At 71.7% G+C, this 15,567-nt stretch carries 13 protein-coding genes; 2 read left to right on the top strand and 11 right to left on the bottom strand.

Annotation, left to right across the window (positions count from 1 at the left end; translation table 11 throughout):
* Complete coding sequence (locus ACWH95_RS10520; RefSeq protein WP_247981401.1) at nucleotides 1-1,203, bottom strand: aromatic ring-hydroxylating dioxygenase subunit alpha; 1,203 nt, start codon at nucleotides 1,201-1,203, stop codon at nucleotides 1-3.
* Between the two features lie 21 nt (nucleotides 1,204-1,224).
* Nucleotides 1,225-2,193, bottom strand: coding sequence for a PDR/VanB family oxidoreductase (locus ACWH95_RS10515; RefSeq protein ID WP_240745297.1), 969 nt, complete (start codon nucleotides 2,191-2,193; stop codon nucleotides 1,225-1,227).
* Nucleotides 2,194-2,337: 144 nt separating this feature from the next.
* Here ACWH95_RS10515 and hisC point away from each other — a divergent pair, with 144 nt between their 5' ends.
* Entirely contained in the window at nucleotides 2,338-3,438 is a 1,101-nt protein-coding gene (hisC, locus tag ACWH95_RS10510) for a histidinol-phosphate transaminase (protein ID WP_454120620.1), read from the top strand.
* Nucleotides 3,439-3,459: 21 nt separating this feature from the next.
* On the opposite strand, the gene ACWH95_RS10505 is transcribed toward hisC, so the two are convergent.
* On the bottom strand, nucleotides 3,460-4,506 hold the full coding sequence (locus ACWH95_RS10505) for a winged helix DNA-binding domain-containing protein (protein WP_454120619.1): 1,047 nt from the start codon (nucleotides 4,504-4,506) through the stop codon (nucleotides 3,460-3,462).
* 36 nt (nucleotides 4,507-4,542) lie between these two features.
* Complete coding sequence (locus ACWH95_RS10500; RefSeq protein ID WP_136036810.1) at nucleotides 4,543-5,991, bottom strand: glyceraldehyde-3-phosphate dehydrogenase; 1,449 nt, start codon at nucleotides 5,989-5,991, stop codon at nucleotides 4,543-4,545.
* A 163-nt stretch (nucleotides 5,992-6,154) separates the two neighbouring features.
* Here ACWH95_RS10500 and ACWH95_RS10495 point away from each other — a divergent pair, with 163 nt between their 5' ends.
* Nucleotides 6,155-7,498: an amidohydrolase gene (locus tag ACWH95_RS10495; protein WP_136045709.1), complete on the top strand. Its 1,344-nt coding sequence runs from the start codon at nucleotides 6,155-6,157 to the stop codon at nucleotides 7,496-7,498.
* Between the two features lie 271 nt (nucleotides 7,499-7,769).
* Here the strand turns inward: ACWH95_RS10495 and ACWH95_RS10490 are convergent, their stop codons facing one another.
* The 7 genes from ACWH95_RS10490 to ACWH95_RS10460 all read right to left on the bottom strand — a co-directional run bounded on the left by ACWH95_RS10490 (nucleotide 7,770) and on the right by ACWH95_RS10460 (nucleotide 15,363).
* The gene (locus tag ACWH95_RS10490) at nucleotides 7,770-8,759 is read right to left on the bottom strand and encodes a methyltransferase family protein (protein ID WP_136029043.1); all 990 of its coding nucleotides are present in this window, start codon (nucleotides 8,757-8,759) and stop codon (nucleotides 7,770-7,772) included.
* A 71-nt stretch (nucleotides 8,760-8,830) separates the two neighbouring features.
* Nucleotides 8,831-9,505 carry an alpha/beta fold hydrolase gene (locus ACWH95_RS10485; protein ID WP_136029041.1) on the bottom strand — a complete coding sequence of 225 codons (675 nt, stop codon included), beginning with the start codon at nucleotides 9,503-9,505 and terminating at the stop codon, nucleotides 8,831-8,833.
* Nucleotides 9,506-9,539: 34 nt separating this feature from the next.
* Nucleotides 9,540-10,127, bottom strand: coding sequence for a TetR/AcrR family transcriptional regulator (locus ACWH95_RS10480; protein WP_136029039.1), 588 nt, complete (start codon nucleotides 10,125-10,127; stop codon nucleotides 9,540-9,542).
* A 47-nt stretch (nucleotides 10,128-10,174) separates the two neighbouring features.
* Entirely contained in the window at nucleotides 10,175-11,032 is an 858-nt protein-coding gene (locus ACWH95_RS10475; protein WP_136029037.1) for an ATP-binding cassette domain-containing protein, read from the bottom strand.
* Nucleotides 11,029-12,816, bottom strand: a complete 1,788-nt coding sequence (locus ACWH95_RS10470; protein ID WP_136029035.1) for a dipeptide/oligopeptide/nickel ABC transporter permease/ATP-binding protein — start codon at nucleotides 12,814-12,816, stop codon at nucleotides 11,029-11,031. Before ACWH95_RS10470 ends, ACWH95_RS10475 begins: the two co-directional genes overlap by 4 nt.
* Complete coding sequence (locus ACWH95_RS10465; RefSeq protein ID WP_136029033.1) at nucleotides 12,813-13,754, bottom strand: ABC transporter permease; 942 nt, start codon at nucleotides 13,752-13,754, stop codon at nucleotides 12,813-12,815. The genes ACWH95_RS10470 and ACWH95_RS10465 overlap by 4 nt, the downstream gene beginning before the upstream one ends.
* A gap of 79 nt (nucleotides 13,755-13,833) precedes the next feature.
* Nucleotides 13,834-15,363, bottom strand: a complete 1,530-nt coding sequence (locus tag ACWH95_RS10460) for an ABC transporter substrate-binding protein (RefSeq protein ID WP_206251570.1) — start codon at nucleotides 15,361-15,363, stop codon at nucleotides 13,834-13,836.
* Nucleotides 15,364-15,567 lie beyond the last annotated feature (204 nt).

The raw sequence follows: 15,567 nt of genomic DNA, 5'->3' as shown, positions 1-15,567 counted from the left end.
TCAGTCGTCCACCGCGTCGGCGAGCAGCGGCGCGTCGGGCGCGCCCTCGAAGTAGTTGCCACCCTCGATGCGGATCAGCCGCTCCGACTCGTCGAAGAACACGCCGACAGGGTCGCCGCCGCCCGCCACGGCCCGGTGCTGCTTGGCCATCATGCGCCGGATCATCGCGATGCCCTGGTCGGTGGTGGTGAGGTGGTCCTCGGAGTGCAGCGAGATGGCGCCCTGCGACTTCTGCGCCTCGTAGTCGCCGGGCAGCCGCTGGTGCTCCAGGTCGGTGAGCTCCTTCCACGGCTTGCCCTCGTGGGTGGAGCGCAGCTTGGTGAGGAAGTCGGGGTCGCTGTCGCGCGCGACCGTGAAGATGCGGAAGTTGGTGTCGTCCATCGGCACCACCCAGCCGATCATGTTCGTCTGTCCGGAGGCGAGCTTGGGGCTCGCCACCACGCGCAGGTTCGGGAAGATCACCTCGGTCACGCGGCGCAGCTGCCGGCCGTCGCCGAGGTCGCGCATCTGGATGCTCCGAACGCCCAGCGGCGTGTACTCGTACTCGACCTCGGGGATCAGCGCCATCTCCGGCGTGAACTGGTTGCCGCTGAACCGGGCGTGCAGGATCGGCACGTGGAACGGGTCCATCACGTTCTCCCAGTGCTGCAGCCAGTTGAAGTCGAGCTGTGCCGGGCCGCCTCCGCCCACGCCCTGGTCGTTCACGATGAGCTGCTCGTCGGCGGCCAGCTCCTCGAGCGTGTCGTAGCGCGGCAGCACCGGCTTCTTGTCGGGCGGGCCCATGTAGGCCCAGATCAGGCCGTACTGCTCCTCGACGGGGTACCACGGCTGGCGTACGCGATCGCGGTGCAGTCCCAGGTCGGGCTCGCACGGCTGCTCCAGGCAGTGCCCCTCGGTGTCGAACACCCAGCCGTGGTAGCAGCAGCGGATGCCCTCGTCCTCGACCCCGCCGTAGAACAGCGACGCGCCGCGGTGGATGCAGCGCGGGTGCAGCAGACCCGCCTTGCCCTTGCGGGTGCGGAACAGCACGAGCTCCTCGCCCAGCACGCGCAGCGAGAGGGGTCGTGTCGTCGCATCCTCGACCTTCGCGACCGGGTGCCAGTAGCGGCGCAGCACCTCACCGTAGGGGGTGCCAGGACCCACCTGGGCGAGCTCGTTCAGCGGCTGCCCGAGGCGCAGCCCGTATGCGGTTCCGGTGTCCATGGTCGCTCCGTTCGTGGGGGGTCAGATGTCGAGGACGAGACGGTCGCCGAGCGAACGGGAGACGCAGATCATCATCGTCTCGTTGCTCTCGCGCTCGTCGGGGGTGAGGATCGAGTCGCGGTGCTCGGGCGCCCCGTCGACGACGGCGGTCTCGCACGTGCCGCACACGCCCTCCAGGCAGGAGCTGGGCACGCCGATACCGGCGTTCTCGAGCATCTCGAGGATGCTGCACCCGCGGTCCACCGTGACGACGAGGTCGGACCGGCTGGCGACCACCTCGAACGACTCGGCGCCCTGCGATTCGCCGAAGGTCTTCGCCTGGAAGCGCTCGACGTGCAGCACCCCGCGCGGCCATCCGGCGCTCAGCTCTTCCAGCGCATCGAGCATGCGCTCCGGACCGCACGCGTACACACCGGTCTCGGCGGAGGGCGCACCGATCCAGGCGGCCAGGTCGAGCCGGTCGTCGACGTCGCCGCGCACCAGCAGCAGTTCGCCGCCCGCGAGCTGGGTCGAGGAGAGGAATGCCATGCGCTCCCCCGCCGAGCCGAGGTACGCAAGCCGCCACGGAACGGCGCGGCGGGTGGCCTCCTGCAGCATCGGCAGGATGGGCGTGATGCCGATGCCGCCGGCCACGAAGACGTAGTCGTCCGCCGGCGCGAGTGCGAAGTGGTTGATGGGGGCGGAGGCCGTGACGGGGTCACCGACGCGCAGCGTCTGGTGCACGTAGCGGGAGCCGCCGCGGCTCGGGCTCTCGGCGAGCACCGCGATGCGCCAGGCGGTGCGGTCGCCGGGGTCGGAGCACAGCGAGTACTGGCGTTCGACGCCGTTCGCGAAGCGGAGGTCGATGTGCGCTCCCGGCTCCCAGGCCGGCAGTTCGGCGCCGGTGGGGTCGTCGAGCTCGAGGGACAGCACGTCCTTCGCCTCCTGGCGCATGGCGCGCACGCGCAGGGCGAGGCGCTGTTCCGGGGAATCGACCGCAGTGTGGGGCACCGTCGCTCCGCTCCTTCCGTCGCATCCGATCGCCGCGGATCGGATTGACAACATTCTTTATATTCAATTGCGATAGTATGAAGTCCGCTCGGGCCTGTCAAACGGACACGGCCGCAGGAGCGCACACGAGAGAAGGGCCATCGGATGTCGGAGCTGAGACTGCGGGGAGACCTGGACGCGATCCCCGGCTACAAGCCGGGCAAGGCGGCACCGCAGACCGAGACCACCGGGCCCGTGCACAAGATCTCGTCGAACGAGAACCCCTATCCCCCGCTCCCCTCGGTGACCGCCGCGATCGCCGACGAGCTCGCCACCATCAACCGCTACCCCGAGACCGCGGCCACCGCCCTCACCACCGAGCTGTGCGCGCGCTTCGGTGTCGAGCCCGTCAACGTGGTGCTCGGCAGCGGCTCGGTCGAGGTCGTGTCGCAGCTGATGCGGGCCACCGCCGGCGAGGGTGACGAGGTGCTGTTCGCCTGGCGCTCGTTCGAGGCGTACCCGATGCTGGCCAGGGCCGCCGGAGCCGTACCCGTGATGGTGCCGCTCACCGCCGACCACCGCCACGACCTCGACGCCATGCTCGCCGCCATCACCGACCGCACGCGCCTGATCCTCGTGTGCAACCCGAACAACCCGACCGGTACGACCGTCGGCGACGCCGAGCTCGACCGGTTCCTGTCGCAGGTGCCGGCGCACATCGTCGTGGTGATCGACGAGGCGTACGTGCAGTTCAACGACCGCGCCGACTCGCCCGTGGGCATCGAGTACTTCCGCCGCTACCCCAACGTGGCCGTCGCGCACACGTTCTCGAAGGCGTACGGGCTGGCCGGCATGCGGGTGGGCTACGCCATCGCCCCCGAGCAGCTGGGCATCGCGCTGCGCAAGGTCGCCATCCCGTTCGGCGTCACGAACCTCGCCCAGACCGCCGCGGTCGCCTCCCTCGCTGCGGAGGACGAGCTGCAGGAGCGCGTCGACGCCCTCGTGCAGGAGCGCGAGCGCGTCGTCACCGCCTTCGCCGCCGCCGGGATCACCGTGCCCGAGAGCCGCGGCAACTTCGTCTGGCTGCCGCTGGGCGACACGACCGCCGCGGTCGCCGAACTGCTGGAGCATCACGGGCTGCTCGTGCGCCCGTTCCCCGGCGAGGGCCTGCGGGCCACCGTGGCCGAGACCGAGGCGAACGGTCGCCTCATCGCGCTCGCACCGCAGATCGCCGCACTGCTCGCCCCGGTGCCGGTCGCGGGCTGACGCCGGGCCGCTCCGGGCGGGTCAGCCGTCGATGAACGCGGCGAACCGGGCGAGCGCGGCGCTCACGGCATCGGGGTCGCCCGGCTCGGTGAACAGCTCGGGATCGGCCGTGTGCGCGGCGGCCGCGTGGGTCCAGCAGCCGATGACGCGTCCGTCCTCCACGATCGTCGCGCGCACCATGCCGTTCTTGCCCGGGCCGACGCGACCCAGGTACGCCGGGTCGCACACGGGCGTGCGGTCGGCGTAGGAGATGTAGTACTCGTCGAACGCGGGCAGCGCCTGCACCGACGGGGCCGCGGGCGCCCGGCGGGGGTGCGCGACCGCGGTGAACAGGCCCTCGGCGACCTCGGTCACGCGCCCGGCGGCGCGCGCCGCGGCCTCCCTCGACTGCCCGAGGGTGAGCCCCGACCACCACGCGAAGTCCGCGACGCCCGCGGGGCCGTGTCCGTCGATGTAGCGCACGAACAGCTCGGCCAGCGGGTCGTCCGGCCGCTCGTGCGCACGGATGTGCTCCTCGACGAGCACGAACCGCTGGTCGCGCGTGATGCCGGAGCGCGGCACGATCGGCCCCTGACACACGAGCCCATCGATGGTCAGGTCGAACAGGAGGTGGATGCCGCGCTGGCCCGACGGGTCGATGCCCGCAGCCTCCCACACCGCGAAGACCTCGGCCCGCGTGAGCCCGCCGTCGCGCAGTCGCGGGACGAGCGCCTTCACCGCGGTCGCCGTGACCTCCGCGTCGATCCCGAGCTGCCGCTGCCGGGAGGCCGCCTGCTGCTGCTGCCGCTCGGCCGTGACCTCCAGCATCCAGCCGAGGTCGCGCGCGGGCACGGTGTGCAGCGTGCCGCGCATGGTCCACGCGCGCACGAGCTCCCCGCGGGCGAACGCGGCGTCCACATCGCGCAGGCGGACGGCGCCCCTGGCGCGGCAGGCCAGTGCCCACCGGCCGGCCGTGAGGTCTTGGCTCTGCACGGCCAGCAGGTGGCGCGCGGCGTCGGCGACCGTCGGCGCCGGCGCGGTCAGACGGTGGGAGCGGAGGCGCTCGGACAGCAGGGCCGCGGGAGTCATGCCCCCATCATGGCCGGTGCCTCCCCCATTCGCGGGTCAGGCCTGCAGCGTGACCTCGCGGCGCTCCGGAAGCACGATCGGGTGCGACCCGGCCATGACCTCCAGCACCCGGATGACCTGGCACGAGTAGCCGAACTCGTTGTCGTACCAGACGTAGAGGATGAGCGTGTTGCCGTGGGCGACGGTCGCGAGCCCGTCGACGATGCCCGCCCTGTGCGATCCCACGAAGTCGGTGGAGACGACGTCGGGGCTCTCGACGTAGTCGATCTGCTGGCGCAGCTTCGAGTGCAGCGAGATGCGCCGCAGGTAGTCGTTGACCTGCTCCTTCTCCACGGGGCGCTCGCAGGTCAGGTGCAGCACCGCGAGCGACACGTCGGGCGTGGGCACGCGGATGGAGCTGCCGGTGAGCTTGCCCTCCAGCTGCGGCAGCGCCTTGGCGACCGCCTTCGCGGCACCGGTCTCGGTGATGACCATGTTGAGCACGGCCGAGCGGCCGCGGCGATCGCCCTTGTGGAAGTTGTCGATGAGGTTCTGGTCGTTCGTGAACGAGTGCACGGTCTCCACGTGCCCGGCAACCACGCCGTAGGCCTCGTCGATCGCGGCGAGCACCGGGGTGATCGCATTGGTGGTGCAGGACGCCGCCGAGACGATGCGGTCCTCCGGCGTGACGTCGGCGTCGTTGATGCCGTGCACGATGTTCTTCAGCGCGCCCTTGCCCGGCGCGGTCAGCAGCACGCGCGCGACCCCGGCGGACCGCAGGTGCTGCGAGAGCCCGGCCTCGTCGCGCCAGCGGCCGGTGTTGTCGACGACGATCGCGTCGTGGATGCCGTAGGCGGTGTAGTCGATCGTGGCGGGGTCGTCGGAGTAGATCACCTGGATGCGGGTGCCGTTGGCGATGATCTGCTCGGCCTCCTCGTCGACCGTGACCGAGCCGGCGAAGCGGCCGTGCACCGAGTCGCGCAGCAGCAGCGAGGCGCGCTTGACGAGGTCGTTGTCGGAGCCCCGGCGCACGACGATGGCACGCAGGCGCAGTCCGCTGCCGCCGCCGGTGTGGGCGATGAGGATGCGCGCGAGCAGACGCCCGATGCGACCGAAGCCGTACAGCACCACGTCGGTCGGGTCGGCGGGCACGGCACCGATCGCGGGGGCCAGCGCCTCTGCCAGGTACTCGTCGAGCGGGCGGCCGCTCGACGCGTGGCCCTCCGCGAGCCGGGCCACGTCGAGCGAGGAGGCTCCTGGTCCGAGTGCGTGGATGGCCTCGAGCACGGCGAGGGTGTCGTCGATCGAGAGTCGTTCGTGGCCGAGCTGCGCGACGCGGTCGTGCACCTCGACGAGACCGGTCGCCGACAGGCCCAGCAGCCGGTGCCCGTGCAACGACGTGACCACGTCGTGCTCCCGCTTGAGCGCTCCGACGAGCGGGATCATCCGCTCCGCCAGCTCTTCGCTCGCCGTCCATTCGTCGCGGGGTGCCGCGGAATCGTTCATCTGCGTCCTTGCATGTGTGAGCGCGCGCCGAGGTCGCCGGCTCGCGCGAGGTTGCCGGTGGATTCGGGGGATGCCCCCAGCGTACAAGCCGGGCGAGGGCAGCGCCGAATCGGGTGTCCGGGGTCCCCGCCCGTCCGTTCTTTTCGTCTACACTGGTGGAATAATGAGCACTGCACTCTCCGGCGACGGCGCCGACCTGATCATCCGCGGCGGCCGCATCCACACCCTCGACCCGCGCGACACCACCACGTCGGCCCTCGCCGTGCGCGACGGGGTGATCGTCGCCACCGGTGCGGATGCCGAGGCGCTCCCCGCCCGGAGCACGCTCGAGCTCGACGGCCGCACGGTCGTGCCCGGCCTCAACGACGCCCACCTGCACGCCGCCTGGCTCGGCGCCCGCTGGCCCCACCTCTTCTTCTCCGACACCCCGCCGGAGCAGCAGCCGTCCGGCCGCCTGGTCTCCACGGCCGGGGAGCGACGCGCCACCCTGCGACGGGCATGGCGGCTGCTCGCCGAGCTCGGGATCACCAGCTACACCGAACCCGGCATCGGCCCCGGCGAGGACGACGGCGAGACGGGGTGCTTCGGCAGCGACATGCTCGACGCCTACGTGGAGCTGCACCGCGAGGGCGCGCAGACCTCCCGCGTCACGCTGCTGCGCCTGTTCGGCACGATCGACGGCGAGAGCACGCTCGACGACTTCGAGCGCGGGCTCCAGACCCCGCCGCCCTCGACCGACGCGCGCTGGCTCGCGATCCCCGGGGTCAAGATCTTCGCCGACGGCATCCCGCCGATGGCCACCGCCTGGACGGACGAGCCCTACGCCGACGGCACGACCGGACACCTGCTCACGCGCGGCGGCGGCGATCCGCTGTCGGCGTTCCAGCGCATGATCGAGCTTGCCGCTGCGCGCGGCCTGCAGATCGCGGTGCACGCCACGGGCGACCGCTCGATCGCCGAGTTCCTCGCGGTGCTGGAACGGCTCGACCCGGCACCCGCCGCGCCGGGACCGCACTACGTCGTGCACGGCGACCTCGCGACGCCCGCGCAGATCGCCCGCATGCGCGACATCGGCGCCGGGTTCGCGATCCAGCCGCTGATCGCCGCGCACACCCACTCGTGGGCCGCCGTCCAGCTGGGCGAGGCACGGGTCGCCGCGGCCTGGCCGCTCGCCGAGATGTTCGGCTCGGGCGCCCTCACCACGTTGACGAGCGACGCCCCGATCGCGACCCCGGACTGGCGCCCGAGCCTCGACGCCTCGCTGCGGCTCGTGACCGCGGCGGGCGGGGCGGACGACGCGGAGCTGCGGCGACGGCTCCTGCGCGCGATGACCGTGGAGGCCGCGCGGCAGGACGGCGCCGCCGACTGGAAGGGCACGCTCGAGCCGGGTCGCGTCGCCGACCTCACGGTGCTCGACGAGGATCCGCTCGAACCAGGGCGGGCGTTCACCTCCGTCACGGTGGAGCGCACGGTCGTCGACGGCCGGACGGTCTTCGCGCGCGACTGAGGCGGCAGCGGCCCCGCCCGGCCTCCGGAAGCGGGCTCGAAACCGTGCCGGAAACCCGCCAGGAAGGCGCGGTTTCGCGCCCGCATCCGCGCACCACCGCCCGCGACCCCGGTGCGGGATCGAAAACGTGCCGGAAACCCGCCGGGAAGGCGCGGTTTCGCGCCCGCATCCCCGCACGTCACGCGACGGGCACACACGAAAACGGCGGGCGGCATGTTCACGCATGCCGCCCGCCTCTGATCCCCCTCGGACCAGTCTCAGACCACGGTTCTCACACCGCGGTGGCCACCAGCACCCGCGGGCTCCCCGGCAGGGCGATCGTGTCGCGCACCGACCAGCCGGCGTCGCTCAGCCAGCCGCGCACCTCGGACTCCGGGTACACCACGGTGCCGTCGATCACCAGGTACTCCCCCGCGTGGAGGGCGTCGAGCGCGCGCTGCTCGGCGTCGTCGTCGAGGAAGAAGTCGAGCACGGTCAGGGTCGCACCGTCGGCCGCGGCCGCCCGCAGGTTGCGGAAGATCTGCGCGTTCTCCTCCGCCGAGAAGCGGTGGATCACGTGGTTGGCGAACACGGCGTCGTACGAGCCCTCGGGCGTCGCGGTCGCGGTCTCCCCCACCTCCACGGTCGTGCGGTCGGCCACGCCCGCGGACTGCACGGCCTCGGCCAGGCCGTCCTCGAACCCTGGCGCGTACACGAAGGTCGTGTGCAGCTGCGGGTTGCGCGCCATGACCGACAGCGCGAACTCGGCCGAGAGCCCGCCGAAGTCGAGGGCGTTCGTGGCACCGGAGAGGTCGACGAGGCGTCCGAACTCCTGCGCGTGCAGGCGGTTGTACGTCATGACGCCCGCCATGAACGTGCCCCAGCGGGCGTCGTCCATCTGCAGGTCACCCGGCTGGGTGGTGTCGACGGTGTGCGCGAACTGCAGCCAGTGCGGGTAGCTGATCTCGTCGAGGAAGGTGAGGAACGGCGCGAGGTCGATCGCGGCGGCGTCGCCCGTGAGGTAGGCCGCGGCGTCGTCGGCGAGGGCGTAGCGTCCGTCGGTGCGCACGAGCAGCCCCTTGGCCGCCATCGCGTCGGCGAGCAGGCGCGCGATGCGCTCGCTCACCCCGCAGCGCTCGGCGATCGCGCTGACCGTGTCTGCGCCGTCGGCGACGGCGGCGAACAGGCCGATCCGGCTGGCCTGGAACAGCTGCTTGGCGGCCATGTAGCCGGTGGCGATGTCGAGGATCCGCGCGGCGTCCGGCGTGGAGGTGTCGGTCATGGGGTGCCTTTCGATTGTCTACGAACGTGGGAAATAAAGGTCAGGGTGCGGGCCGTCCGACGGGCCCCGGCTCAGTCCGCGAGGAAGTCGCGGACCGCCGCGCGGAACTCCGGCGTGTGCGGCGCCGTGAGGTGGTCCCCCGGCACCCGCTGCACGCGGGCGTCGGGCAGCAGTGCGGCGAGGCCGTCGATGCCCGCCGCCATCGCGTCATCGGCGCCGCCCAGCAGCAGCACCGGCTGCGCGGGCACGCCGCCCTCGGGCGCGAACGGCTCAGTGGCGAGCCCCTCGATCAGGTCGAGCAGCGCGCCGGCGCGGTTGCCGGGAAGAGTCGCCATGTGCACGATCATCGCGGTCAGTGGATCCGCGGGCGCCGCCCCTCCCCCGACGGCGGCACGGGCAGCCGGAAGGTCGACCAGCGCGAAGGGCTCCCCCGCGCTGAGCCCGCCGAGGACCAGGCGGCGCACCGCCACGCGCGGGTGACGAGCGAGGTCCCAGGCGAGCCGGGCGCCCAGCGAGTAGCCGACCAGATCGATCTCGTCCGGTCCGATCGTCTCGGCGAGCGCGTCGAGCACGGCCGAGGTCGGGACCACGCCGAGCGCCTCCGCCTCACCGTGCGCCGGGAGGTCGATCACGACGCGCGGGCGGTCGCCGAGCACCTCCGTCCACTCCGTCTCCGGCCAGTCCTGGGAGCCGCGCGAGGCGAGGCCGTGCAGGAACACCACGGGTCGAGCTGTCTGTGCGGTCATGCGGCGCCTCCCTGTGCGGACCGGCGCCCCGCGATCAGCGCAGCCGCGCCAGGAACCGGTCGATGTAGCTCTCGTAGTCGGCGATGCGGTCGCCGTCCGGATACATGAGGTTGATGACGGTCGCGCCCACCGCCGCCGAGATGAACTCGTCCGCGAGCGAGCCGTAGTCCTGCTCGCGGATCGACCCCTCGTCGCGGGCCGCCTCCATCCGCTCGATCAGCGAGCGCCGCCACGACGCCAGGTGCCCGCGATACAGCTCCGCGAGCGCCTCGTTCGCCATCGCGTACTCCCACAGCGCCAGCAGCACCCGCCCCGCGGCGATCTGCTCCCGGTCGCGCGGGATGGTCGCCTGCAGGAAGCCCCGCAGCGCATCGTCGGCCGCGACCGGCTCCTCGCCCGCCGCCTGCACGCCCTCCGACATCTGCTGCAGGATCGTCTCGAACGTCGCCGCGACGATGCTCTCCTTGCCGGGGAAGTAGTGCTTCAGAGCCCCGTTCGCGAACCCCGCCTCCGCGGCGATGCTGCGCATCGTCGCAGCCTCGAAGCCGCCCTTCAGGATGATGCTCTTGGCCACCTCGACGATGTCCCGTCGCCGCTGGTCGTGGTCGATGATCTTCGGCATGGCGTCCTTCCGGCCGGGTCCGGGTGAGTGCGAGTTCCGGCCTGGAGCTACCGTACCGCCGCATCGGGCACCTCCCGCAGAGCGAGCCACTGCGCCCGGCGCTCCCGCTGCGCGACCGGGTCGGCCACGGGCGAGGCGAGGCGCAGCCGCTCGGAGTAGGGGTGCCGCGGGGCGCGGGTGACCTGCTCGCCCTCGCCCACCTCCACCAGCTCGCCGCGGTACATCACGGCCACCCGGTGGCACACGCGCCGCACGACGCCGAGGTCGTGCGACACGAACAGGTACGCCACGCCGGTGTCGCGCTGCAGCTCGATGAACAGGTCGAGGATGGTGGCCTGCGTGGTGAGGTCGAGCGCGCTCACGGGCTCGTCGCACACGATCAGCCGCGGTCCGCGCACCAGGGCGCGGGCGATCGCGACGCGCTGCCGCTGACCGCCGGAGAACTCGCTCGGGTAGCGGTCCATGCTGGCCGAGGGCAGCCGCACCCGGTCGAGCATCTCGCGCACCTTCGCCTCGGCGGCCTTCGCGCCGAGGCCGGTCGTGAGCAGCGGCTCGGTGAGGATGTCGCCGATCGTGAGGGCGGGGTTGAGCGAACCGTACGGGTCCTGGAACACGACCTGCACGTCGTCGGCGAGCGCGCGGCGGGCACGACCGCCCAGGCGGCTGATCTCGCGTCCGTCGAAGCGGATGCTCCCCTCGGTCACAGGGGCCAGGCCGAGGATGGCCTTGCCGAGCGTGGACTTGCCCGACCCGGACTCGCCCACGAGCCCGAGGCACTCCCCCGGCGCGATGTCGAGCGAGACCCCGTGCAGCGCGCGGAACGCGGTGCGCCCGCGCCCGTACTCCACCACCAGGTCGCTCACCTCGAGCAGCGGGCGGGTCGCGGTGTCGGTCGCGGCGGTCATGCGGGCACCTCCGTACGGTGGCGGTCGAGCTCGGCGCGGCCGGCGGCGTCGTCGAGCGAGGCGGCGATCAGCTCGCGCGTGTAGGGCTCCGCGGGCGCGGCGAACAGGTCGTCGACCGGTCCGGACTCCACGATGTCGCCGCCGCGCATCACGATCACGCGGTCGCAGATGTCGGCGACGACGCCGAAGTTGTGCGTGACGATCAGCAGCGCCATGCCGTACTCGGCCTGCAGCTCGCGCAGCAGCTCGAGCACCTCGGCCTGCACGGTCACGTCGAGCGCCGTGGTGGGCTCATCGGCCACGAGCAGTGAGGGCCGCCCGGCGATCGCGCCCGCGATGAGCACGCGCTGCGCCATGCCGCCGGACACCTGATGCGGGTAGCTGCGCATGACCCGGTCGGGGTCGGTGAGACCGACCCGCACGAGCACGGCGCGCGCCCGCTCGGTCGCGGCCGCGCGGCTGAGTCCGTGCACGCGGCGCAGCGGCTCGACCAGCTGGTGCCCGATCGTGTACGAGGGGTCGAGGTTGCTCATGGGCTCCTGCGGCACGTAGCCGATCGTGCGCCCGAGCAGTGCGTGCCGCTGGGCGGGCGTCGCCGCGGTCACGTCGGTGCCGCCCACCCAGATCGCGTCGGCGGTCGCGCGGCCGGTGGAGGGCAGCAGATCGAGCACCGAGAACACCGTCTGCGACTTGCCCGATCCGGACTCGCCCACGATGCCGACCACCTCGCCGGGGGCGACGTCGAGGGTGACCCCGTGGACGACCTCGGTCTCGCCGTTCGGCGTGGCGTGCACGACGCGCAGGTTCTCGACGCGCAGCGCCGACGAGGCGGCCTCGTGCTGCGCGGCCCCGGTCGGGGCGGGGGCGTCGGCGGCGGCGACCACCGCGGCGTCCTTCCGGCGGCGGGCCCGGGGCGTGCGCACCTGCACGAGCTCCGCGAGGGTCGAGCCCATGATCGCGAGCACCGCGATCGTGAGGCCGAGGGCGGCGGAGGGCCACAGCAGCATCAGCGGGTACGTGAGCATCAGGCGGAAGCCCTCGAGCATCATGGCGCCCCAGCTGGGGACGTTCGAGTCGCCGATGCCGAGGAACTGCAGTCCCGCCTGCATGCCCATCGCGATGCCGGCGGTGAGCGCGGTCTGGATGATCACGGGCGGGTACACGGCGGTGATCACGTGGCGGAAGATGATGCGCCCGTCGGAGAGCCCGGAGACGCGGGCGGCATCGATGTACGGCTCGCCGCGCACCGCGAGCGTCTGCGACCGGGCGATGCGGAAGTACCCGGGCACCATGAACACGCCGACCGTGGCCATCAGCAGCTCGAAGTTGTTGCGGCTGCCGGCGGCGACCACGAGCAGGATGATCATGCCGGGGATCGACTGCAGCGCGTCGCTGATCCAGGTGGCGACCCGGTCGAACACGCCGCCGAAGTAGCCCGCAGCGACGCCGGTGGGCACACCGATCACGAGGGCCGTGACGATCGTGATGAGCGCGCCCCAGAGGGTCGTCCGGGTGCCGTAGATGAGGCGGCTGAGGATGTCGCGGCCGGTGGAGTCTCCGCCGAGGAGGTGCTCGGGCGAGGGCGGCGCCTTGGCGGCGGCGAGGTCGACGAGGTTCGGGTCCATGGGCGCCAGCAGCGGCGCGAAGACGCCGACCAGCACGATGAGCAGGAAGATCGCGAGCGGGAGGTAGCCGCCGGGGTGGCGGAGGAAGCGCCGGAACAGGCTCGAGCGCCGCTTCTGGGCGGCGCGGTCGAATGCGACGCGGATGTCGGTCGTGGTCATGCGACGCGCACCTTCGGGTTGATCCAGCCGAGCACGAGGTCGAGCAGGAGGTTGATCACGACGACGAACACGATGGAGATGACCGTGATGCCCAGGAGCATCGGGATGTCGCCGTTCTGCGAGGACTGGTTCGTGAGCTGGCCGAGGCCGGGGAGGCTGAAGATCTGCTCCACCACGATCGCGCCGGACAGCAGTCCCACGAACATGAGGGCGATCACGGTGAGCGCGGCGGGCGAGGCGTTGCGGAGGATGTGCAGGTTGACCCGCGCGGCGGAGAGCCCGCGGCTGCGGAGCGTGCGCACCCAGTCCTGCCTGCTCTGCGCGATCACGGCGTTGCGCAGCTGCTCCGACACGGCGACGATGCCGCCGAGCGCGAGGGAGATCGCCGGCAGGGTGATCGAGCGCAGCCATCCCTCGACGGACTGCGTCGGCGGCACGTAGCCGACCGCGGGGAACCACTTCAGCTGCACGGCGAGCCACATGACCAGCACCAGGCTCACCCAGAATCCGGGGAGCGCGAACAGCACGACCGAGATGCCCTTGATGATCCGGTCGAACCAGGTGCCGGGGCGCAGCCCGGTGATCATGCCGAACGCGATGCCGATCACGGCCGTGATGAGCGTCGCGAAGGTGACCACCGAGAGCGTCACGGGGACCTTGATCGCGAGCTGGGCGCCGACGGGCTGGAAGTTGCGCCACGACTCGCCGAAGTCGAGGAGCACGGCGTGCGAGAACCAGTCCCAGAACTGCACGATCAGGGGGCGGTCGAGGCCGATCTTCTCGGCCAGGGCCTGCTGTTGCGCGGGGCTCGCGGTGGTGCCCAGCAGCGAGGCGGTCGGGTCGCTGATCGCGAGGTGCGCCAGGAAGAAGGTGCCGATCGAGACCGCGACGAGCAGCAGGATGCCGGACAGCACCCGCTTCGCCGTGAACAGGAGCATGGGGGCCTCTCGGGGTGAGGAGGGTCGGAGGGGGAAGGGTGCCGGGGCGGCCGGTGTCGGGTGGCCGCCCCGGCGGGCATCAGCCCTGGGTGATGTAGCGCAGGGTCGGGAACATCATGCCCACGACGGGCTGCAGCTGGATACCGGGCGCCGTGTAGTAGATGTTGTTCGCCTGGTACCAGACCGACCACCACGCCTGGTCGACGAGGGCCTCGTTGAGCTCCTTGACGGCCGCGGTCTGGGCGTCGCCGCGTTCGGTCTGCACCTTCTCGACGAGCGGCGCGATGACGTCGTTCTCGGCGTAGTCGGGCTCCGGGTTGAACCACTGGACGCTCGTGACCTGGCGGGCCACCGTGGCGACGTCGTTGCCGTCCATCGCGAGGAACGAGATGAACATCGGGTAGTTCGGCGCGTTGAGCTGGTAGTCCGGCATCTGCATGTTGTCCCACGTGACGGTGATGCCGAGCTCGGTGAGCGCCTGCTCCGCCGAGGGCTTCCACATCTCGAAGATGGGCGACATGGGCATCGAGATCGCGAAGCCGTCTGGGTACCCGGCGTCGGCGAGCAGCTCCTTCGCCTTGTCCATGTTGACCGCGTAGGCGTCGTTGAGGGACGGGTCGTTGATCGGCCCTCCGTCGGGGAAGACCTGGTTGGTGGCGACACCGGCGCCGCTGCCGACCGCGGCGAGGATCGCGGCACCGTCGAACGCGTAGTTCAGCGCCTGGCGCACCTCGAGCTTGCCGAGGGGCTCGCTCTTGGCCCCCGTGTGGTCGGTGATGACCAGGCCCGCCCAGCCGGACACGCGCTGCGCGGTGTTCCAGCCCTGCTGCTCGGCCTGCTCCAGGTTGGCGACGTCGCCGTACTGCACGTTGATCTGGCCGCTGAGCATGGCGTTGTGCCGGGCGGTCGCGTCGGTGATCGGGTAGATCGCGAGCTCGGCGAAGGGGTAGGTCTTCGCGTCCCAGTGGTCCTCGGTCTTGGTGAAGTGGTACTCCGCGCCGGGGACGCTGGTGGCGCTGTCGAGCACGTAGGGACCGGAGCCGACCGGCTCGCTGCCGAGCGTTCCGGCCTCGATCGACGCGGGCGACGCGATGTAGCTGCGCCCGAGGCCCATGAAGTAGAGGATCGTGTCGTCGCGCTGCGTGAGGTTGATGCGGACGGTGTCGTCGTCGACCTTCTCGAAGCTGTCGACGTTGACGTAGGCCTCACCCGAGCGGGCGCCGGCCTTGAGGTACTCGAGGCTCGCGAGCACGGCGTCGACGTCGACCGGGGTGCCGTCGCTGAACACGGCGTCGGTGCGGAGGTCGAGGTCGATGCTCAGGTCGTCGTCGGCCACGGTCCACTCGGTGGCGAGCGACGGGATCGGGTCGCCGTCGGCGTCGAGGGCGATCAGGGCGTCGTAGACCGCGGAGAGGTACGGGCCGTCGAACCCGATGTCGGCCAGGGACGGATCCCACGACGTGATGTCGAGGAAGTTGCCGATGTTGAGCGCGTCGGGGCCTTCGGCGCCGCCGCCCTCGGAGGGCGATGGCGTTCCGCCGCCGCTGCAGCTGGTGAGCGCGAGGGTCGCGGCCACGGCTGCGGCGAGCGCGAGGGGCATTCGTTTCATGGTTCCTTCTCTCGGGTGCAGGGGTGGTGAAGAAGGTTCGAAGAGCCGCTGACCGGGAGACCGGATCGACGCCACCTCGATGTGTCGTGCTGGTTAGTCTACATGTGTGGAAAAAGAGCGCAAGCATGTTTCCCGCGGCAACGGGCGCAGCTCATGCCACCGGGCGCACCCGGCTTGTCTCTGCGCGCAGCATCCCGTCTCGCC

The sequence above is a fragment of the Microbacterium sp. NPDC055502 genome, from assembly GCF_053643635.1.
This window is presented reverse-complemented; position numbering and strand designations above follow the sequence as displayed.

Coding starts and splice junctions, on each gene's coding strand:
- ACWH95_RS10520 (WP_247981401.1), bottom strand. CDS start 1,203: ATGGACACCGGAACCGCATACGGGCTGCGCCTCGGGCAGCCGCTGAAC.
- hisC (WP_454120620.1), top strand. CDS start 2,338: ATGTCGGAGCTGAGACTGCGGGGAGACCTGGACGCGATCCCCGGCTAC.
- ACWH95_RS10505 (WP_454120619.1), bottom strand. CDS start 4,506: ATGACTCCCGCGGCCCTGCTGTCCGAGCGCCTCCGCTCCCACCGTCTG.
- ACWH95_RS10500 (WP_136036810.1), bottom strand. CDS start 5,991: ATGAACGATTCCGCGGCACCCCGCGACGAATGGACGGCGAGCGAAGAG.
- ACWH95_RS10495 (WP_136045709.1), top strand. CDS start 6,155: ATGAGCACTGCACTCTCCGGCGACGGCGCCGACCTGATCATCCGCGGC.
- ACWH95_RS10490 (WP_136029043.1), bottom strand. CDS start 8,759: ATGACCGACACCTCCACGCCGGACGCCGCGCGGATCCTCGACATCGCC.
- ACWH95_RS10485 (WP_136029041.1), bottom strand. CDS start 9,505: ATGACCGCACAGACAGCTCGACCCGTGGTGTTCCTGCACGGCCTCGCC.
- ACWH95_RS10480 (WP_136029039.1), bottom strand. CDS start 10,127: ATGCCGAAGATCATCGACCACGACCAGCGGCGACGGGACATCGTCGAG.
- ACWH95_RS10475 (WP_136029037.1), bottom strand. CDS start 11,032: ATGACCGCCGCGACCGACACCGCGACCCGCCCGCTGCTCGAGGTGAGC.
- ACWH95_RS10470 (WP_136029035.1), bottom strand. CDS start 12,816: ATGACCACGACCGACATCCGCGTCGCATTCGACCGCGCCGCCCAGAAG.
- ACWH95_RS10465 (WP_136029033.1), bottom strand. CDS start 13,754: ATGCTCCTGTTCACGGCGAAGCGGGTGCTGTCCGGCATCCTGCTGCTC.
- ACWH95_RS10460 (WP_206251570.1), bottom strand. CDS start 15,363: ATGAAACGAATGCCCCTCGCGCTCGCCGCAGCCGTGGCCGCGACCCTC.